Below are 18,398 nucleotides of genomic sequence, written 5' to 3'. Positions count from 1 at the left end.
TCATAGGCGCACCCGCGGATCAACGATGATGTAGAGCATGTCGACGATGAAGTTGATGAGAACGTAGATGGCGGCAACGACGAGCAGCGCGCCCTGGATGACCGGATAATCACGCCGCAACACGGCTGACACGACAAGGTTGCCGACGCCGGGAAGGCCGAACACGGTTTCCGTCACAACGGCACCCGCGACCAGCATGGCGACCGACAGACCGATGACGGTGATGATCGGGATCAGCGCGTTCTTCAAGGCGTGCTTGAGGATAACGCGGCCTTCGCCCGCTCCCTTGGCGCGCGCGGTGCGCACATAATCGTCGCCGAGCACATCGAGCATTGCGGCGCGGGTGAAGCGGGTGATCAGCGCCGAGTTGACGACGCCGAGTGCCACGGCCGGCAGGACGAGGTGATGCAGCCGCTCGAAAAACGGCGTGCCCGGACCGCCGTAGCCGGAGGCCGGGAACCAGCCCTGCCCGACCGCGAAGATCTGGATCAGCATCAGGCCGAGCCAGAAGCTCGGCACGCTTGCTGCAACCATGGTCAGCGTCACGACGATCTGGTCGAAGATCGTGCCGCGCTTGACGGCGGAGAGAATGCCGACGGGAAGCGCGATGGCGACCGCGATCAGGATCGAGAACAGGGTGAGGAAGAAGGTCGGCTCAGCACGGGCGGCAAGGGCAGTCGTTACCGGCTGGTTCAAGAAGATGGACTGACCGAGATCGCCTTTCAGAATGCCCAGTACGAACTGGCCGTACTGGACGAGCATGGGCGCATCGAGGCCCATGCGGGTGCGCAGCTGCGCGATGTCTTCCGGGGTCGCATCCGACCCCAGCATGACAGCGGCAGGATCGCCAGGCGTCACGCGAACGATGATGAAGACCACCGTCACGACGAGGGCGAGCACGATAGCCATGCCCCCCAGCCGTTTCAAAAGTGCCTGTGCGATCCTTGCCATAGCCAGTCCCTAGTTATCCAGCTTACTTCTTCGGGCTCACGTTCCAGAAATGCGGCCAGTAGGTCGGCTCATAACCGGAAACACCGTTGGCGAGACCCGAAACCCCATTGAAGTTGCCGACCTTGTAGAGCGGCGCATCGTCGTAGATGACGGTCTGGATCGCGTCCCATGCGGTCTTCTTGGCATCGTCGGTGGTGGCGTCCATGTAGGTCGCAACGGCCTTGGTCTTCTGGTCGGAGACGTACCAGCCCGGATAGGTGTCGGTGATCGTGTTGATCGTCGTCGGATCGCCCGGGAAGTTGGAGTGGGTGATGAAGATGTCCCACTGCTTGGCGTCGGCACGACGGGTCGTGAGCGTTGCCCAGTCGACCACCTGCAGATCGACCTTGAAGCCTGCAGCTTCGAGATAGGCCTTGGCGACTTCGCCGATCTTGTAGTGGAATTCGTACTGGCGGCTGGTCATTAGGCGCAGCGGCTGGCCATCGTAACCGGCAGCCTTCAAAAGCTTTGCAGCTGCTTCCGGATCGCCTTCGCCATAGCGGGCAACGCCCGCTTCGGTGTGCCAGAAGGAGCCTTCCGGGAAGATCGAGGCATCGACGCTGAAGAAGCGGTCGTCGGAGAAAGCCGCGAGCATCATATCCGATGCGTTGAGCGCTGCCTGAACGGCCTGACGGAGTTCCTTCTTAACCAGAAGGCCTTCCTTCATGTTCATGTTCATCGACGCCCAGCCGGCATTCTTGAAGATGACAGGCTTGGCATTGCTGCTCTTTTCGACGCGCTCATAGGCGCTGACCGGTAGCGAGTCGGCGAAATCGAACTGGCCGGAAATCAGGCCTTCGACGCGTGTATTGGCGTCTGGAACCGGCACGAAGCGGATTTCCTTGGCGATCGCCTCGCGCTTGCCGGCATAGTTGCTCGGCGTGCCCTCGGGCGACTTGTAGCCATCGAAACGGACGAGCTGGGTGTACTGGTCGGGCTTGCGTTCCTTCAGCGAATAAGGACCCGTGCCGACGAATTCGGTCAGCGTATCGGCGATCTTTTCGGATGGCAGGATGACCGACGCCTGGGAGAGGGTTGCGAGCAGCGGCGCATAGCGCGACTTCAGCTTGATGACGATGGCATGGTCGCCATCTTCCGCGATGCTTTCGACGACGCCGGCAACCTGCTTGCCCTTGGAATTGATCGTCATCCAGCGCTTCAGCGAAGCCGTGACGTCCTTGGCATCGAAGTCGCTGCCATCGTGAAACTTCACGCCTTCGCGCAGCGGGATCTTGTAGGTGAGACCATCTTCCGACAGCGTCGGCATGGCGGCGGCCAGAAGCGGCACGGACTTCCACTCGGCGTCATAGGTGTAGAGCGTTTCGAAAATGTGCTGGTCGATCGTCAGCACGATATCGGTCGGCGTCTGCATCACGTCGAGCGACGGAGGCTCGCCGATCGTCGCAACCGTCAGCACGCCGTCGCCTGCCTGGGCGTTCGCCTGTGTCAGCGCCAGGCTGCTGGTGCCGGCCAATGCCGCCAGCGTCATGAGAACAAGTGCACTCTTTTTCATTGTCATCCCCTTGTTGTCTTCAGTGGTCAAATCCCGGCCGGCTTTCCTGTCCGGTCGAAAATTCAGGCATCCAGTCCCAGCGGATCGGCGACGCGCGGCCATATTTCGAGGCTCGCTTTGCGATACGGCGTCGTTGCGGGATTGGTCGGGTAACAGGTCGGCGCGGCGATATAGACGATCTCAGACGAGACCGGCTGGAAGCCCGCGTGAAAATGGTTGGTCGACTTGACGAGCAGATAGGATTTGGCCGCGAAATCGATGCCCTGATTGGCAAAGATGTCGGGCTCGTAGGTCTGGGTGCGGCTGGTGATCAGCACGATATCGATATGGGTACCGACCGGGCGCACGACGGCGGTGCTGCCGAGCGTGACGCGGCTGTTGCGAAAGCTCTGCCAGCCCGCATCGAACACGCTTTGCACCGTGACGCGCAGATCGAGCGGTTCACCGCCTTCCGGACCGGATTTTCCACCAATGCGCAGGCTGAGTTCCGCGCCCTCTCCTGCCGCCTGGCAGAAGGTGACGGCAATCGGATCCCAGATGGTCGCAACGGCGAAATCATCCATGCCGCGCTCCATCATCCGGCGCAGGATGAAGGTCGCATCACCCGCCACGCCGCCGCCGGGATTGTCCCAGACATCGGCAATCGTTACCGGCACCCCGGGATGCGAGGAGCGGATCGACACGGCCTTGTCGAGGCCCGCTTCGGTATCGAGCATGGGCATCGCAGTCTGCCGGCGCAGGCTGTAGAGCTCGCGACCGAGAGAGGCCGCAAGCGCATCGCCCTTGGCCTTGTCGTTGTCCGTCACGACGACGATGCGGGTGCCCATGTCGGGCAGGTCGCCGGCCATGAAGCCGTGGATGACAGAGGCCGACAGGATGCCGTCCTTGCCTTCCAGCGCCTGCATGCGGTCGACGAAGGAGCGCATCGGCTCGCGGCTGGTCGGGAAAATCGTGATCATCCGGCAGTCGAATGTGGAGATGACCGGCTTGATCTTGCCCTTCAAGGCCTGCAGCGCCAGCTCGATCACGTGTTCGCCGCGCTGTTCGAAATCCGTATGGGGGAATTCGAGGAAGGCAGCCATGATATCGAGATTGGCGACACGCAGCGCCGTCAGGTGACTGTGCGGATCGAATTCGGCGGCAACCAGAACATCCGGGCCGACAATCTGCCGGACACGGGCCAGAAAATCGCCTTCGGGATCGTCATAGCCCTGCGCGGCCATTGCACCGTGAAGACCGAGCACGACGCCATCGACGGGAAGCGCTTCCGTCAGTTCGGAGAGGATCAGGTCGCGCAGCGCCTCATAGGTCTGGCGCTGGATCAGGCCGGCGGGCTCTGCCCAGCAGGACGTGCCCTCGATCACGGTAAAACCTTCTGCCCTGCCGCGGCGGCGCAGGATCGGCACGACGGACGAGCACAGCGTCGGCGTATCCGGATGCTCTCCGGGCCCGGCGAAGAACGCCGCCTTGAAGGCGTTCATATCCGTCGGAACGGGAGAAAATGTGTTGGTCTCGGTCGCCAGCGAGGCGGTGAAGATGCGCATGTGTCTTATCCGGATAGGTCCGACGGCATCAGGCTCCCATCGCGGTCGCCGAGCGTCAGTCCCCAAATTGTGTGAGTTTTATTGCTTGCCGGAACAGGCACGCCATGCCCCGGAAAACCTAGGTCCCATTTCTCGTTCAGTTCGCCCGCTCACCATTTTGGTGTAATTTATTTTCTTCATAATGCGTCAAAACCGGCTCAAGTCAACGATTTTCCAAAATAAGCACCACTTTGTGTAATTTATTTTCTACGAGCCTTAATCGGGTAAAATTTTCAGCGCGACGGTCTTTCGCGCTCCGAACATGAAAAAGGGCGCCCAAAACAGGCGCCCTATTTTCATTCCATCAGGGGAAATCGAACCGTCAGCTACCAGACGGTGCCGCGTGCATCGATGTTTTCGACCCTCGTCACGATGCCGTTCCGGTGAAACACCATCCGGTCGAACAGGTTGGTGACGACGCAGGTGTGGTTCGGCACGACCTTCACGATCTGGCCGATCTCCGCAAACGGCACTGCACAGCCCGAGAGATCGACCACCGCATGTTCTTCGGACAGCGATACGATCCGCGCGCCCTCGAAGCCGACGAGTGAGCCGTAGTCGGAAAACCCGAGCAAATCGGATGTCAGTGCCTTCGAGCCGCAATCGAGCACCGCCCGGTCGGGCGCCGGCTTCGAAACGACCGTTGCCAGGATATGCATGGCGAGATCATCGGGCGTGCAGTGACCGGCGCGCACCATGCTGCGGTCGTTATAGACATAGGTTCCCGCCCGATGTTCGGTGGCGGAGGGCACCAGATGTGCCGAAAAGAGATCCGGCGAACCGCCGCTGGACCGCACCGGGCATTCGATGCCCTTTTCCGACAGAAGCGACATGGTGGTCGCCATGAACTCCTCGACGGCCTCTGCGCCACCGATGGCCGGGTAGGTCATGATGCCACCGAAGCGCAGGCCGGGCGCCGCCGCAATCTTCTCAGCGAGAGCCACCGCCTGTTCCGGCGTCTGCACGCCGCAGCGTTTTGCGCCCGTATCGCATTCGATCAGGACGGTCAGCGGGCGATCGGCATCGAACGCTGCAGACAGGCCCGACACGGTCGTTTCACTATCTGCGACGACGGCAAGCTTTGACACGCGCGCATTCAGCGCCTTCAGCCGCGCAAGTTTCACCGGTCCGAGGATATTGTAGGTGATCAGGATGTCGTCGAAACCGGCATCGGCGAACACTTCGGCTTCGGTGACCTTCTGGCAATTGAGGCCGACGGCGCCGGCTTCGATCTGCTGGCGGGCGACGGCTGCGATCTTGTGGGTCTTGATATGCGGTCGGAACGCCTTGCCCTGCGCATCGCAGTAACCCTGCACCCGCGCAATATTGGCGGCAAGCCGATCCTCGTCGATCACAGGCATCGGCGTTGCGATCTGATCGAGCGGCGTGCCGGTTTCAGGCCAGGGATAGTTCATGATGTAAACCTCTGTGGGCGTGGCTGGTTTCGTTGATGCTTGCCCGCTTTGTGCTATCAGGGCAAGAACTGGTGAAATTCATTTTCACGATCGTGACGTGCTTCGTGTCTGCGCCAATTTTCGAGGAAAGTACCTGATGGATCTGTTTCACGCGCTTTCCGACGAAGACGGCAGGCTCTCGAGCCTGGAGACCAAACTGGCGCAGTTTGCGCTCGCCAATGTCGATTTCGTGGTCAATTCCTCGATCAGCGATCTGGCCGAGCGCGCCGGGGTCTCGCCGCCTACCGTGACCCGGTTCTGCCGTCGGCTGGGGTGCCAGGGCTATTCCGATTTCAAGGTACAACTGGCCAAGATGGCCTATGTCGGCCTGCGCTACCTGAAACCGGAAGCGCCGACCGCGACGGTGGAAGAGGTGGCCCAGGACATTATCTCGAAAGCCCAGAACGCGCTGTTCGACCTGCACCGGCAGCTCGATCTCGGCGCGATCGAGAAGGCGGCGCAGATGCTGCGCGGCGCCGACTTCATCCAGGCCTTCGGTGCCAGCGGCAATTCCGCGATGGTCGTCAACGAGCTGCACAATCGCCTCTTTCGTCTCGGCTGCCGCATCAACGCGTCCAACGACCACAACATGAACCTGATGATCTCGGCAGCAGCCCAGCCCGGCACGGTCGTGTTCGGATCGTCCTATACCGGCCGCGACATGGGTCTCGTGCAATGCCTCAAGCTGCTGCGTCAACACGGCATTCCCACCATCGTGATGACGCAGCGGGGCTCGCCTGTTTCCGATGCGGCCGACCTGACGATCGCCATCGACATGCAGGAGGGCAAGAACATCTTCCGCCCCACCTCGACCCGCTTTGCCTATCTCGCTGCGATCGACATCCTCGCCAACATGGTCGCCTATGCCGACCGCAACATTGCGCTCAAGGCGCTGCGCAGCATCAAGGAAGAACTGGTGCGCAACCGCGACGGCGACGACCGCCAGCTTCTCGGAGACTGACGGTCGTCATTGACACAATCAGTCGATCGGCTTGTAGGCGATCACGTCCATCTCGACCTTGGCATCGACCATCAGCGGCGACTGTACCGTCGAGCGTGCCGGTGGATGATCGATGAAATGCTTCTGGAACACGGCGTTAAAGCTGGAGAAGTCACGGGCATCGTCGAGCCAGACATTGACCTTCACGACATCGGCCAGCGTGCAGCCCGCAAGCGCAAGCACTTCCTTGATGTTCGCAACGACCTGTTCGGTCTGGGCCACGATGCCACCGGTCACCACTTCGCCATCCACCGTCGGCACCTGGCCGGACACATAGACGAAATCGCCGGCGCGCACGGCCTTGGCGAATGGACGTCGCTGGCCGCCCGCCTGTGCGTCGGCCGCAGCGAGACGTTCGATTTTCTTGTGACCCACGATGCTCTCCGTAATTTATTTTCACCGACCGTGAATCTAGCACTGCCTGGATGCGAATTTCCAGCACCTCGGGGGAATACGAGAAAATTATTTACGGTAGTTAAAACGGCTCGGATATCAGCGACGCCTTGCCGACGACGCGCGCGAACCGGTCGGCGCCGTCGTATGGCGCTTCTCCAAGCGCTTCTCGACGACATGTGCCGGCTCCGGCCGGCCAAAGGCAAAACCTTGCAACAGGTCAACGCCAAGACTTGCCAACACGTCCGCATGGCCGAGCGTTTCGACGCCCTCGGCGACGACTTCCATGTCCAGCGTCCGGGCGATATCGACCAGTGCGGCGACCAGGCGCTGCTGGGGCAGGCCATCCAGCATGGGCAGGATGAGCTGCCGATCGATCTTGACGCGGTCCGGGCGAAGCTTGATCAACCCGAGCAGTGAGGCATGGCCCGAACCGAGATCGTCGATCTCGATTTCAATCCCAAGCGACCGGATGGCATCGATATTGGCTCTGATCTCCGGTGTGAGCTCATCGAGGAAGATCGTCTCGACCAGTTCGAAACTCACCTGGCCTGCCGGGATATCGAGACGCTTGAGCTTTTCCTCCAAATCAGGATCGGAGAGGCGGGAGGCCGACATGTTGACGGACACGCGCGGCAGAGCAAATCCCTCGGCTTGCCATCGCCTCAAGTCGGCAAGGACGAGGCGCAGCATGATTTCGTCGATTTCGTCAATCAACCCGTTCGTCACCGCAGTCGGCAAAAATGCGCCGGGTGGTTTCAGCTCTTCTCCATGTTTCCACCGCACCAGCGCTTCGAGGCCCTTGATCGCGCGGGTCCGGGCATCGACCTGTACCTGGTAGAACGGCACGAAATTGCCGTTGGTGATGGCGCTGCGCAGCTCGTAGAGGATGTGTTTTTCGGCGATCGATGCGGCTGCCATGGCGGGCGAGAACCATTCGGCGCGGTTGCGTCCGTTTCTCTTGGCCTCATAGAGCGCGAGATCGGAACAGGCGAGCAGTCCGGTGACATCCGACGCCGAGGTTTGCGCCACGCCCATCGAACAGGTGACAACGACATTCTTGCCGTTGAGAAGAACGGGTGACTGTAGCTCGGCGCGGATTTCGGCGACGATCTTCTCCATCGCGTTGAGGCCGCGGTCCATCGAAACGATGGCGAATTCGTCACCCCCCAGCCGCGCCACGATATCTCCCGGGCGGCTTGCCTGCTTCAGGATCGACGCGACATGGGCGATGACCACATCTCCACAGGCGTGGCCATATCGGTCATTGATTTCCTTGAAGTTATCGACGTCGAGATGGCACAGCGACACGAAGTCCAGCTCACCGCGTTTTGCAAGGCTGGCACATATCGCGTCGAAGCTGCGGCGGTTGAGAAGTCCGGTCAGGTGGTCGTGGTCAGCAGCATAGCGCGCTTCGGCGCGGCTCTGGTCTGCGGCTTCCCGCTCTTCCGCCAGTTGATGGCTTCGCATCACATCGTCGGTGACATCCCATTCCGCGCCGACGAAGCATGGCTCGCCATTCCCGTCGATGAAGAACTTTGCGCGTGAGCGAAGGTGGCGAATGGAGCCATCCTGGCGGATGATCCTGAACTGTGACGCATAGTCTTCGCGGTTTTCGATTGCCTTTTCGAAGTGCGCATTGGCGGCATCTCGGTCGTCTGGGTGGACGCATTCGAGCCACACCACATCCGTCGGTCCCTTCGGGACACCGTAGAGCTCCTGTAGCTGCTCATCCCAGCGGGTCTGGTTCTTGCGCAGATTGTGCTGCCAGATGCCGATGCCGGAAGCCTCCAAAGCAACATTCAACTGGCGCAGGAGGTCGTCCAGTTCGTTGTTCGTCCAGATGCGTTTGTTTTCCATGGCTTGCTCTGCCGACATCAGTGGCGACGACAATAACAGCCATTACTTAGCGAATACTAAAACAATGTGCACGTGTTATTATGAGGGAGCTCTACCCTTTAAACACCGGCGATCCGCGTCAGCGAGATAGCTCAGGCCGTTCGCGACCGCCGCGCGACGCCGTTTCGGCGATCAACCGAACATCGGGAACTTGGACCGTATGTTTTCGATGTAATACTGTCCTGGCGACCGGGACCCTGCCAATTGCTGGAACACCTGCACGGGTACCGTCTCGAATTCGCGAATTTGCCCGTTTTTCATGAACAGCCGGAGACGCTCTGCACCTTCATCATAAGCAGCAGCATCGAAGAGAGATGAGTTTAGCTCTGCTTGCATAATCGCACTCCTTGAACGGAGACAATAATGCAGTGCAGCATAAAAATTGCAAGAAAATTTAAGCTTAATTAAGTAATCGAGATGCTCACGCTCTCTTCGTTGCTTTCACATGAAATTCGGAGGAACTAGCAATTTCCGAGCCCTACTTTTGAGGCTGATCCCGATCCACCTCAAAACAATCCAGGCAGCTTGGCGGTCGTCTCATGGTCGCCTGAGGCCTCGAAATCAGAGAGGCGAACGAATTCTGCGCCTCTGTTTTTCAGATCAACCAGTGCACGAGCGACCCCCTCGCCGGCGGCATGAGTCGGCTGGTTGATGTGTGAAATCACCACATCGCCATCCTTGGCAGCAGCAATCCGTTTTTCGGCAGCCGCGGCGCCGAGGAGCGAGCCATCATCGCCGTTCAGCGAATAGCCGGCGATCTTGAAACCCATGGCCCGGATCTCCCGGATGGCCGAGAGATCATATTTTGCCGTCGCGCCGCGAAACCAGTGCGGTCTCGGAAGACCGGCTGCAAGCATGGCGTCGGCTCCTCTCCCCACCTCGCGGCCGACAGCTTCAGGCGAGCCTGCGGCCGGTATGCCATAGATCGCGATCGGAATATCGACTGCGGGAATGTGATTCTCGCCGTGATTTTCCAGCTCGAAGAGATCGCTGTTTTCACGCAGAACAGCGACGGTTTCCGGATTGTGCTTCAGCCAACGTGACGTGACGAAGATCGTTGCGGGAATTCTTTCACGAACCAGCGTCGTCAGAATACGCTCGTCGGCCTTGCCCATGCAGGCATCGAAGGTAAGGGCAACACGGATGTGTTTCGCATTTCCCGCAGGCGCCACCGTCAGACGCGGCTCGACCAGTTTCTGAACCGCCAGAGTGTCTGCCTTCGCCAAAGGCGCAAGACAGCAAAGGAGGATAGCGGCGGTGGACAAGAGGCGCATGGTCAGTTTCCGCAGGATCGGGTTGTTCCAGAATCCCGCTTTTAATCCCCTGCACGCCATTCGACCATGCGCATTCTCACGTATCAGCAATGCGGCCGCATCACTGCATCATGCTTGCGCTCAGAAGCTCGCCGACGCGAGCCGGGTGCGGATCGCACGGATGCTTTCCGGACGGCGATCGCCCAGTTCCCGTTCCCAGCGGATTGCGGTTTCGACGATCAGGTCGAGATCGTCGTGGCGCGGGATCCATTCAAGAAGGCGCCGGGCGAGCGTCGCATTGGCGACGACGCTCGCTGCATCGCCCGGGCGACGCGGGCCGTAGTTGATGTCGAACCCGCGGGCTCCGGCTTTCTTGACCGCTTCGAGCACTTCCAGCACCGAATAGCCGCGCCCATAACCGCAATTGGCGATCAGAGGTTCGCCGCCACGACGCAGATAGCTCAGTGCCTTCAAGTGCGCTTCGACCAGATCGGTCACATGTATGTAGTCGCGCACACCGGTACCATCGGCTGTCGGATAATCGGTGCCATAGACATCGACGCCGCGGCGCTTGCCAAGAGCCGCCTCGCAGGCAATCTTGATGAGATGCGTCGCACCTTCCGTGGAAAGACCGGTGCGCCCAAGCGGATCAGCACCGGCGACGTTGAAGTAGCGCAGCGCGACGAAGCGGAAATCATGGGCTGCAGCCGCATCGCGCAGCATCAGTTCGGACATCAGCTTGGACTGACCGTAGGGGTTTTTCGGCAGCGTCGGCGCGCTTTCCAGAACCGGCGTGTCATCCTTCTGATCGCCGTAGACGGCGGCGGTGGAAGAGAAGACAAAATGCTTGATGCCCGCTTCGACGGCGGCTGCCGCCAGGAAGCGGGTCTTGCCGGTATTGTTCTCGTAATAATCCAGCGGATGCGCGACCGATTGTGGCACGACGATCGAGCCTGCGAAATGCAGGATGGCGTCGATGTCATTTTCAGCAAAGATCTGCTTGAGGATGATGGAATCGCCGACATCACCCAGATAGAAGCGCGCCTCGTCCGGAACCGCCCAGCGAAAGCCTGTCGACAGCCGGTCGAGCACGACGACATCCTCGCCAGCGTCGAGCAGCGCCCAGACCATGTGACTTCCGATATACCCTGCACCACCCGTGACCAGAACAGCCATTTTCTCGCCCCTGCTTTTTTCTTTCGCAGAGAGAAACACGGCCGTTCTTCAGCAAACCTTACCACCGGGCGGGGCCGCCGGGTTTAACGCGGAACACGGAAAACACGGCGTTCAGGCGATCGATAAAATTTTACAGACCGCCCTCTTTGCGGTGATGGAGCGGGGTTAGAGGCGCTTGATATAGTCCGCCAACCGACCGGCGGCTTCTTCGACATGGGCCGAATTGCGCAGGAAGCAGGCCCGCAGAAACAGTTCGCCACCCTCTCCGAAGGCAGAACCGGGCGCCAGCGCCACGCCGATCTTGTCGACGATGTCCATTGCCGTCAGGCGGCTGTCGGTTACGCCATCCACCTTGAGGAAGGCGTAGATCGCACCATCGGGTTTCAGCGTCTGCACGCGGTTGGTGGCGATCAGCGCATCGCAGAGGATATCGCGACCGGCCACGGCGCGGGCCACGTTCTCGTTGACGAAGGCATCGCCTTCGTTGAGCGCCACCACCGCGCCGCGCTGCATGAACTGGGCGACGCCCGAGTTGGAATACTGGATGAGGTTTTCGATCACCTGCCCCATTTCCGGCGGAGCCACCAGCCAGCCCATGCGCCAGCCGGTCATCGACCAATTCTTGGAGAAGGAATTTGCGAAGATGATCCGATCGCCCTCTTCCATGATGTCGAGGAAGGACGGAGCCCTTGCCGCACCACCGTAGTAGTAACGGGCATAGATCTCGTCGGCGATGATCCAGATCCCATGTTTGCGGGCGAGCGTCAGAATGTCTCGGAGATCATCAAGCGTTGCCGTCCAGCCGGTCGGGTTGGCGGGCGTATTGATGAAAAGGCCACGTGTCTTGGGCGTGATCGCAGCGTCCAGCGTGTCGAGATCGAGCGACCAGCCGCCACCGGTAAAGGCAAGCGGCAGGCCGATGGCGGAAGCGCCGGAAATCTCGATCGCGGAGATGATGTTCGGCCAGGTCGGCGAGAGGTAGATCAGTTCATCGCCCGGCGAGGCGATCGCCTGCACGGCCATCATGATCGCGTGCATGCCGGAGCCGGTGACATAGAAATGCTCTGACGACAGCGTCTTTGAGAAATGCCGCGTGTAATAGTCTGACAGTGCCTGTCGCAGTTCGGGAATCCCGCGCTGCCAGGTATAGAAGGTCTCACCGCCCAGAAGCGCGCTCGATGCCGCCTGATTGATGAAATCCGGGCTCGGCAGGTCGCCCTCGCCTGCCCAGAGCGGGATCAGGTCGCGGCGGCCACCGGCGCGGGCGTGATTGATGATCTCGACAATACCGCTTTCGGGAGTGGAGACGGCGCGCGGGCTGAGACTTGCAATGATCGACATGGTTCCTGAACATTTCCCTATGCTTTCATTCTGTTTAGCGCAGAGAACTCGGAAAATCCCATGACAATCCGTGGATCGGCGATCGTTTTTCTTGATGGATCGCCGATCTGTTGACGCGGTTGGATTACCGGATCGGGTTACCCGTCTTCAGAAGATCGCGGATTTCCGAAAGCAACTGGATATCGGCCGGCGGCGGGGCCGGTGTGGCGTCCGCAGGCTTCTTTTCTTCCATGGCGCGGAGCTTGTTCACGCCCTTGACCATGAGGAAGATGATGAAGGCGAGGATGAGAAAGTTGATCGCGACCGTGATGAAGCTGCCATAGGCGAAGACCGCGCCCTGCTTGCGGGCTTCTTCCAGCGAGGGCGCTGTGACCGCGCTCGACAGCGCCACGAAGTAGTTGGAAAAGTCGAAGCCACCGCCTGTCACGGCACCTACGACCGGCATGACGAGATCGTTGACCAGTGATGTGACGATGCCGGTAAAGGCGCCGCCGATGATGATGCCGACGGCGAGATCGACGACATTGCCCTTGGCGATAAAGGAACGGAATTCGGAAACAACGGACATAGCATTACCCCTGCTGCTCGGGTTGTTGATCCGCCCCAACATAGTGCATCACCACTTGCTGAAAAGGTGAAAAAGACAGAGACTTAAAGATGACCAGGCATTGGACTTTTTGCCAATGCCGCGGCGATTTGCAAACCCTTGCTTTTGACCTAATCTCATCCGCGTCGCGGCATTGCGGGGAGGAGACATGCTTTCGGGCTGGGTGATCATCGTCGCCGCTTTCGCCTATATTCTGCTGCTGTTTGCGGTCGCAAGTTATGGCGACCGGAGAAGTCGCGTCGTGGGCGTGCCGAAGATCGGCCGGCCCGTGGTCTATGCGCTCAGCCTGGCGATCTACTGCACCTCGTGGACCTATTTCGGTGGCGTGGGTCTGGCTTCCCGTCGCGGGATTGAATTCCTCGGCATCTATATCGGCCCGATCCTGATGCTGACATTGGGCATGCCGCTGATCCGACGCATCGTCGAACTCGCGAAAGCCGAGAAACTGACCTCCGTCGCCGACTTCGTCGCTGCCCGCTATGGCAAGAACTCGACCGTGGCGATGATCGTCGCCATCATCGCGCTGGTGGCCTCCGTGCCCTATATCGCGTTGCAACTCAAAGCCGTGTCGAGTTCGGTCGCCGTGATGGTCAATCCTTCCGACTACGGGATTGGCAGCGGCAACCTGCATTTCATCGATCTGGCCCTGATCGTGACACTGCTGATGGCCGGTTTCGCCGTCATGTTCGGCACACGCCATACGGATGCGACGGAGCATCAGGACGGTCTGATCCTGGCGGTGGCGATGGAATCCGTCGTCAAGGTCTTTGCTTTTGCAACCGTTGGGCTGACGGTGCTGTTCGTGCTGTTCGACGGTCCTGCAGACCTGATGGCCAAGGCTGCCGACAACCTCCTGATCACCTCGGCACTGTCCTACGAAACGCCCCTCAGCCGCTGGCTGATTTTGATACTTCTCTCGGCCTTCGCCATCCTGCTTCTGCCTCGGCAGTTCCATGTGACGGTCGTGGAAAACCGCACGGACCGGGAACGCAAGGTCGCTTCGTTTCTGCTGCCGATCTATCTCGTCGCGATCAACCTGTTCGTGCTGCCGGTGGCGATTGCCGGACTGGTCACGTTCGGTGGAACCGGCAATGCCGACCTCTACATTCTCACGCTTCCGCTCCACGGCAATCTGCCGGTCGTGACGCTGATCACCTTCATCGGCGGCTTTTCCGCCGCAACCGCGATGGTGATCGTCGAATCCGTCGCACTGTCGATCATGGTGTCGAACGACATCATCATTCCTGTCTTCCTGCGCCGCAAACTGATGGCGGCACGCTCGGCGCATGGGGGTCGTGCCGATTTCACCCGTGCACTTCTCAATATCCGACGGCTCGCGATCTTCGCCGTGCTGCTTCTCGGCTACGGCTATTACCGGATGGCGGACACCCAGTCGGGTCTTGCCTCGATCGGCCTTCTGGCGTTTGCGGCGATCGCGCAGGTGGCACCCGCGCTGTTCGGCGGGCTGATCTGGCGGAGGGCCAATGCCCGAGGCGCAATCCTTGGCATGTGCCTCGGGTTTGCGGCCTGGGCCTATCTGTTGTTCGTGCCGAGCCTCGGCGGACCGGACAATTCCCACATCGCCGCGGCCGTGCTGAATTTCCTGATCCCCGGCACCGGCATATTCTCCGGTCCCGAAACCGATCCGCTCGTCAACGCGACGATCTTCAGTCTGGCGCTCAACATGCTGGCCTTCGTGCTCGGCTCTCTGTCACGCAATCCGCGACCGGTGGAGCGTTTGCAGGCCGGGATTTTCGTCAAGCGGCATCTGCGCTCGGAGTTTGCGACCCGCGGCTGGAAGACCCGTGTCAGCGTGGGAGACCTCAAGGCGACGATAGCCCGCTATCTCGGCGAGGAGCGCATGCAGCGTTCGTTTTCCCATTATGAGCGCACCGCGGGACGCCGGTTCGAGGACGACCAGCCGGCCGACATGGCACTGGTGCATTTTTCCGAACAGCTGCTGGGAAGCGCGATCGGTTCTTCTTCGGCACGGCTTGTCTTGTCGCTGATCCTGCAGAAGGCCGAGGATGCCAGCGCCGACACCGCCTTCCTGCTCGATCAGGCGAGCGAAGCCCTGCAGTATAACCAGGACATGCTGCAGACGGCGCTTTCGCAGATGGACCAGGGAATTGCCGTGTTCGACAGTGCCGACCGGCTGACGATCTGGAACCGACGTTTTCGCCATCTTCTCGACCTTCCCGACCAGGTCGGACAGGTCGGATTTCCGCTCTCAGAAATCGTGGCGATGCTTTCGGACCGGGGTGACATTCCTGCAGACGAACAGGCGGATGTGGTCAACCGGTTCAAGACGCTGGATGCGTCGTTCTCGCTTGTCGTTGCAAGCGGCGAGCGGATCATCGAAGTGCGCACCAACCCGATGCCGGATAGCGGCATCGTTGCAACCTTCACCGACATTTCCGACCGTGTTGCGGCGGCAAAGGCGCTGAAACAGGCGAATGAAACGCTCGAACAGCGGGTGACACAGCGCACCTCAGAGCTGACCCGCGTCAACCATGCACTGGGCCAGGCGCGTGCCGAGGCCGAGGAAGCCAATATCGGCAAGACACGTTTCTTTGCCGCTGCCGGCCACGATATCCTGCAACCGCTCAATGCCGCGCGGCTGTACTCATCCGCACTGGTCGAGCGCATGACGCCTGCCGACCGCAACGGTCCGCTGGTGCGCAACATCGATTCCGCTCTCGAATCGGTCGAGGCGATCCTTGGGGCGGTACTGGATATTTCGCGGCTCGACACCGGCGCAATGAAGCCGCAGCTCGAAACCATCGCCCTCGACGACCTGTTGCGCCGGATCGCGACCGACTATGAGCCGATGGCGCGCGAGAAGAACCTGACTTTCGTGGTGATGCCGACCTCACTCAGGGTTCGCTCCGACGCCAATCTCCTGCGCCGGCTGGTGCAGAATCTGGTGTCCAACGCGATCAAATACACAATCAGCGGCAAGGTTCTGGTCGGCGCGCGGCGGCATGGCGGGCGAGTATCGATCGAAGTGCACGACTCCGGCATCGGCATTCCGGCAGCCCAGTTCGAGACCGTGTTCAAGGAATTCGCAAGGCTCGACGAAGGGGCGAAAACCGCAACCGGTCTCGGCCTCGGTCTTTCCATCGTCGACCGTATTTCGCGTGTGCTCGACCACCCCGTGCAGCTTGCATCGAGGCCCGGTCGCGGAACCATCTTCAGGGTGGATCTGCCGCTCGACGCATCGGTCGCGCGACCAGCGAAAGCCTCCGAGCGGCCTGAACGGCGCAAACGCTCGCAGCCGCTGACCGGGCTGAGGGTTCTGTGCATCGACAACGAGCCGAAGATTCTGGAGGGGATGGCGCTGTTGATTACGGGTTGGGGTTGCACGGTCAGGGAAGCGCAGTCCATCACGGTGCTGGACGAAATCACCCGTTCGGGTGAGCCGGCGCCGGATATCATTATCGCCGATTATCATCTCGATGACGGCGACGGGATCGCGGCGATCCAGTCGCTGCGTGCCGCTTACGAGGCCGATGTTCCGGCCCTGCTCATCACCGCCGATCGGTCCGCGGATGTGCGCAACGAGGCTGAGAAACACGGCATTTCACTGCAGCACAAGCCGGTGCGACCGGCGGCGCTGCGCGCTTACCTCACCCAGATCGCCGGTCTGCGGCGTCTCGCGGCGGAATGACGCAAACTGCTTAAAAAGCTGTTCATCGAATAGTCATCACAGACTGTTTACGGTTGAAATGTCTGAACGTCAGATACAAAGCGAGTGTCGCTCGGAACTCTCCGGCGCGTCGCGACGTTTAGGCGCGTGACTTCCCGGCCCGAAGAGGCCTTACGGACCGAAAGGCACGAGGCCATCGGAACCGGTAGAGACGGAGACCGCGACCGATGAAACGATTCGAGATCATTGACGGGATGCGGGGATATTTCCTTGTATTTATGGTTCTCAACCACCTGATATTTGCCGGTGGCTACTTCCTGGTCAAAATCAACCACAACCAGCTTGCTTTTGTCGAGGATGCGCAGGGCTTCGTGTTCCTGTCCGGCCTGATGATCGGCATGGTCTATGCCCGCAAGATGATGAAAGGCGGATATGCCGCCGGTCGCACTGCGATCTACAGCCGTGCCTTCGAGCTCTATCGCTATGCGATGGGCATCGTGATCGCCGTGCTGGTGGCGCAGATGCTGCTGCCGGGGGCCTATTCGGTCTGGTTCAACTGGCTGGGCTACACCAATTTCGACGATCCGCTGCGTCTCGCTGCGATCGCCACCTTCCTCTACCAGCCGACCTTCATGGACATTCTGCCGCAGTATATCGTCTACATGCTGTTTGCACCGATGCTCATCAAGCTGGTGCTTGATGACAAGTGGCACTACGTGGTCGCCGCCTCGATCATGATGTGGATGGCCGGACAGCTGGGTCTGCATCAGATCGCAACGATCCCGATCAATGAGCTGATCATGGGTTCGGACGATCAGGGCATCCGCGTCTCGTTCAACCTGTTTGGCTGGCAGATCGTGTTCTTCTCGGGCCTCGTTCTCGGTGCGCTGACCTCGTCCGGCAAGATCAACTGGGCCAAGATCCTGTCGCCCGACAACACGTTCATCCCCAAGGTGGCGCTGGTGCTGGTGATGTTCTTCCTGCCGCTGCGCCTGATTACCGCCAACGAGCTGATGCCGGCCTACATGATCGGCAAGTTTGCATCGATGGAAATCCGTGCCGATTTCGGTCCGGTCTATCTCCTGAACTTCGCCGCGATGGGTCTTCTCGTCACCTGGCTGCTCGTTGCCGGTCCGCAGCACAAGGCAAACTGGGTGCGCAACATCGCGTCTGCCGTGACCTGGGTGTTCACCCTGCGGTACCTGCGCCTGCTCGGCCGCCACTCTCTCTATGTCTATGTGTGGCACGTCGCGATCGTCTACTTTGTCTACTATTTCGACGGTCGTACGCCGGAGCTTGGCGAGTGGACAAAAACCGCGATTGCGCTGACCGCCGTCGCCCTCCTGTCGATCCCGGCTCTGTGGCGCGAGCGCGACAAGCTGCTCGGCACTGCGGAACCGGCGCCTGCGAAGACGCTCAAGACGCCGACACCGGCTGCCCAGAGCGTTCCACAGCAGATGATCATCCGGTAGCAGCCACTATCGTTTCGATACAAAAAGGGCGCCCACGAGGCGCCCTTTTTCATGATCAGATGCTGGCG

The 18,398-nt window shown here is 60.3% G+C and carries 14 protein-coding genes; 3 read left to right on the top strand and 11 right to left on the bottom strand.

Going from position 1 to position 18,398, the window contains the following annotated elements:
• The 4 genes from IFT66_RS16140 to IFT66_RS16125 all read right to left on the bottom strand — a co-directional run bounded on the left by IFT66_RS16140 (position 1) and on the right by IFT66_RS16125 (position 5,501).
• On the bottom strand, positions 1-942 hold the full coding sequence (locus IFT66_RS16140) for an ABC transporter permease (RefSeq protein ID WP_162759435.1): 942 nt from the start codon (positions 940-942) through the stop codon (positions 1-3).
• 31 nt (positions 943-973) lie between these two features.
• A complete protein-coding gene (locus tag IFT66_RS16135; protein WP_192078214.1) occupies positions 974-2,503 on the bottom strand; it encodes an ABC transporter substrate-binding protein in 1,530 nt (509 codons plus the stop codon).
• Positions 2,504-2,565: 62 nt separating this feature from the next.
• Positions 2,566-4,047, bottom strand: a complete 1,482-nt coding sequence (locus tag IFT66_RS16130) for a M81 family metallopeptidase (protein ID WP_192078213.1) — start codon at positions 4,045-4,047, stop codon at positions 2,566-2,568.
• Between the two features lie 365 nt (positions 4,048-4,412).
• Entirely contained in the window at positions 4,413-5,501 is a 1,089-nt protein-coding gene (locus tag IFT66_RS16125) for a D-TA family PLP-dependent enzyme (protein ID WP_192078212.1), read from the bottom strand.
• Between the two features lie 136 nt (positions 5,502-5,637).
• Between IFT66_RS16125 and IFT66_RS16120 the strand changes: the two genes are divergently transcribed.
• On the top strand, positions 5,638-6,501 hold the full coding sequence (locus IFT66_RS16120) for a MurR/RpiR family transcriptional regulator (RefSeq protein WP_062579003.1): 864 nt from the start codon (positions 5,638-5,640) through the stop codon (positions 6,499-6,501).
• An 18-nt stretch (positions 6,502-6,519) separates the two neighbouring features.
• On the opposite strand, the gene IFT66_RS16115 is transcribed toward IFT66_RS16120, so the two are convergent.
• The 7 genes from IFT66_RS16115 to mscL all read right to left on the bottom strand — a co-directional run bounded on the left by IFT66_RS16115 (position 6,520) and on the right by mscL (position 13,170).
• Positions 6,520-6,915, bottom strand: a complete 396-nt coding sequence (locus IFT66_RS16115; RefSeq protein ID WP_184654102.1) for a Rid family hydrolase — start codon at positions 6,913-6,915, stop codon at positions 6,520-6,522.
• A 117-nt stretch (positions 6,916-7,032) separates the two neighbouring features.
• On the bottom strand, positions 7,033-8,793 hold the full coding sequence (locus IFT66_RS16110) for a putative bifunctional diguanylate cyclase/phosphodiesterase (RefSeq protein ID WP_162237961.1): 1,761 nt from the start codon (positions 8,791-8,793) through the stop codon (positions 7,033-7,035).
• Positions 8,794-8,964: 171 nt separating this feature from the next.
• The gene (locus IFT66_RS16105) at positions 8,965-9,168 is read right to left on the bottom strand and encodes a KTSC domain-containing protein (RefSeq protein ID WP_062579001.1); all 204 of its coding nucleotides are present in this window, start codon (positions 9,166-9,168) and stop codon (positions 8,965-8,967) included.
• Positions 9,169-9,338: 170 nt separating this feature from the next.
• The gene (locus IFT66_RS16100) at positions 9,339-10,106 is read right to left on the bottom strand and encodes a polysaccharide deacetylase family protein (protein ID WP_113109457.1); all 768 of its coding nucleotides are present in this window, start codon (positions 10,104-10,106) and stop codon (positions 9,339-9,341) included.
• A gap of 120 nt (positions 10,107-10,226) precedes the next feature.
• Positions 10,227-11,261, bottom strand: a complete 1,035-nt coding sequence (galE, locus tag IFT66_RS16095) for a UDP-glucose 4-epimerase GalE (RefSeq protein WP_113109456.1) — start codon at positions 11,259-11,261, stop codon at positions 10,227-10,229.
• Between the two features lie 165 nt (positions 11,262-11,426).
• Positions 11,427-12,602 carry a pyridoxal phosphate-dependent aminotransferase gene (locus IFT66_RS16090; RefSeq protein WP_062453879.1) on the bottom strand — a complete coding sequence of 392 codons (1,176 nt, stop codon included), beginning with the start codon at positions 12,600-12,602 and terminating at the stop codon, positions 11,427-11,429.
• 124 nt (positions 12,603-12,726) lie between these two features.
• Positions 12,727-13,170: a large conductance mechanosensitive channel protein MscL gene (gene mscL, locus IFT66_RS16085; RefSeq protein WP_062578996.1), complete on the bottom strand. Its 444-nt coding sequence runs from the start codon at positions 13,168-13,170 to the stop codon at positions 12,727-12,729.
• A 187-nt stretch (positions 13,171-13,357) separates the two neighbouring features.
• Here mscL and IFT66_RS16080 point away from each other — a divergent pair, with 187 nt between their 5' ends.
• A complete protein-coding gene (locus IFT66_RS16080; RefSeq protein WP_192078211.1) occupies positions 13,358-16,879 on the top strand; it encodes a PAS domain-containing hybrid sensor histidine kinase/response regulator in 3,522 nt (1,173 codons plus the stop codon).
• Positions 16,880-17,085: 206 nt separating this feature from the next.
• Positions 17,086-18,330, top strand: coding sequence for an OpgC family protein (locus tag IFT66_RS16075; protein ID WP_192078210.1), 1,245 nt, complete (start codon positions 17,086-17,088; stop codon positions 18,328-18,330).
• Positions 18,331-18,398 lie beyond the last annotated feature (68 nt).

Origin of the sequence: Rhizobium sp. CFBP 13726, from assembly GCF_014841925.1 — a bacterium.
Lineage (GTDB): Bacteria > Pseudomonadota > Alphaproteobacteria > Rhizobiales > Rhizobiaceae > Neorhizobium > Neorhizobium soli.
The sequence above is the reverse complement of the archived record's forward strand: the minus strand, read 5'-3'. Positions and strand labels throughout refer to the sequence as shown.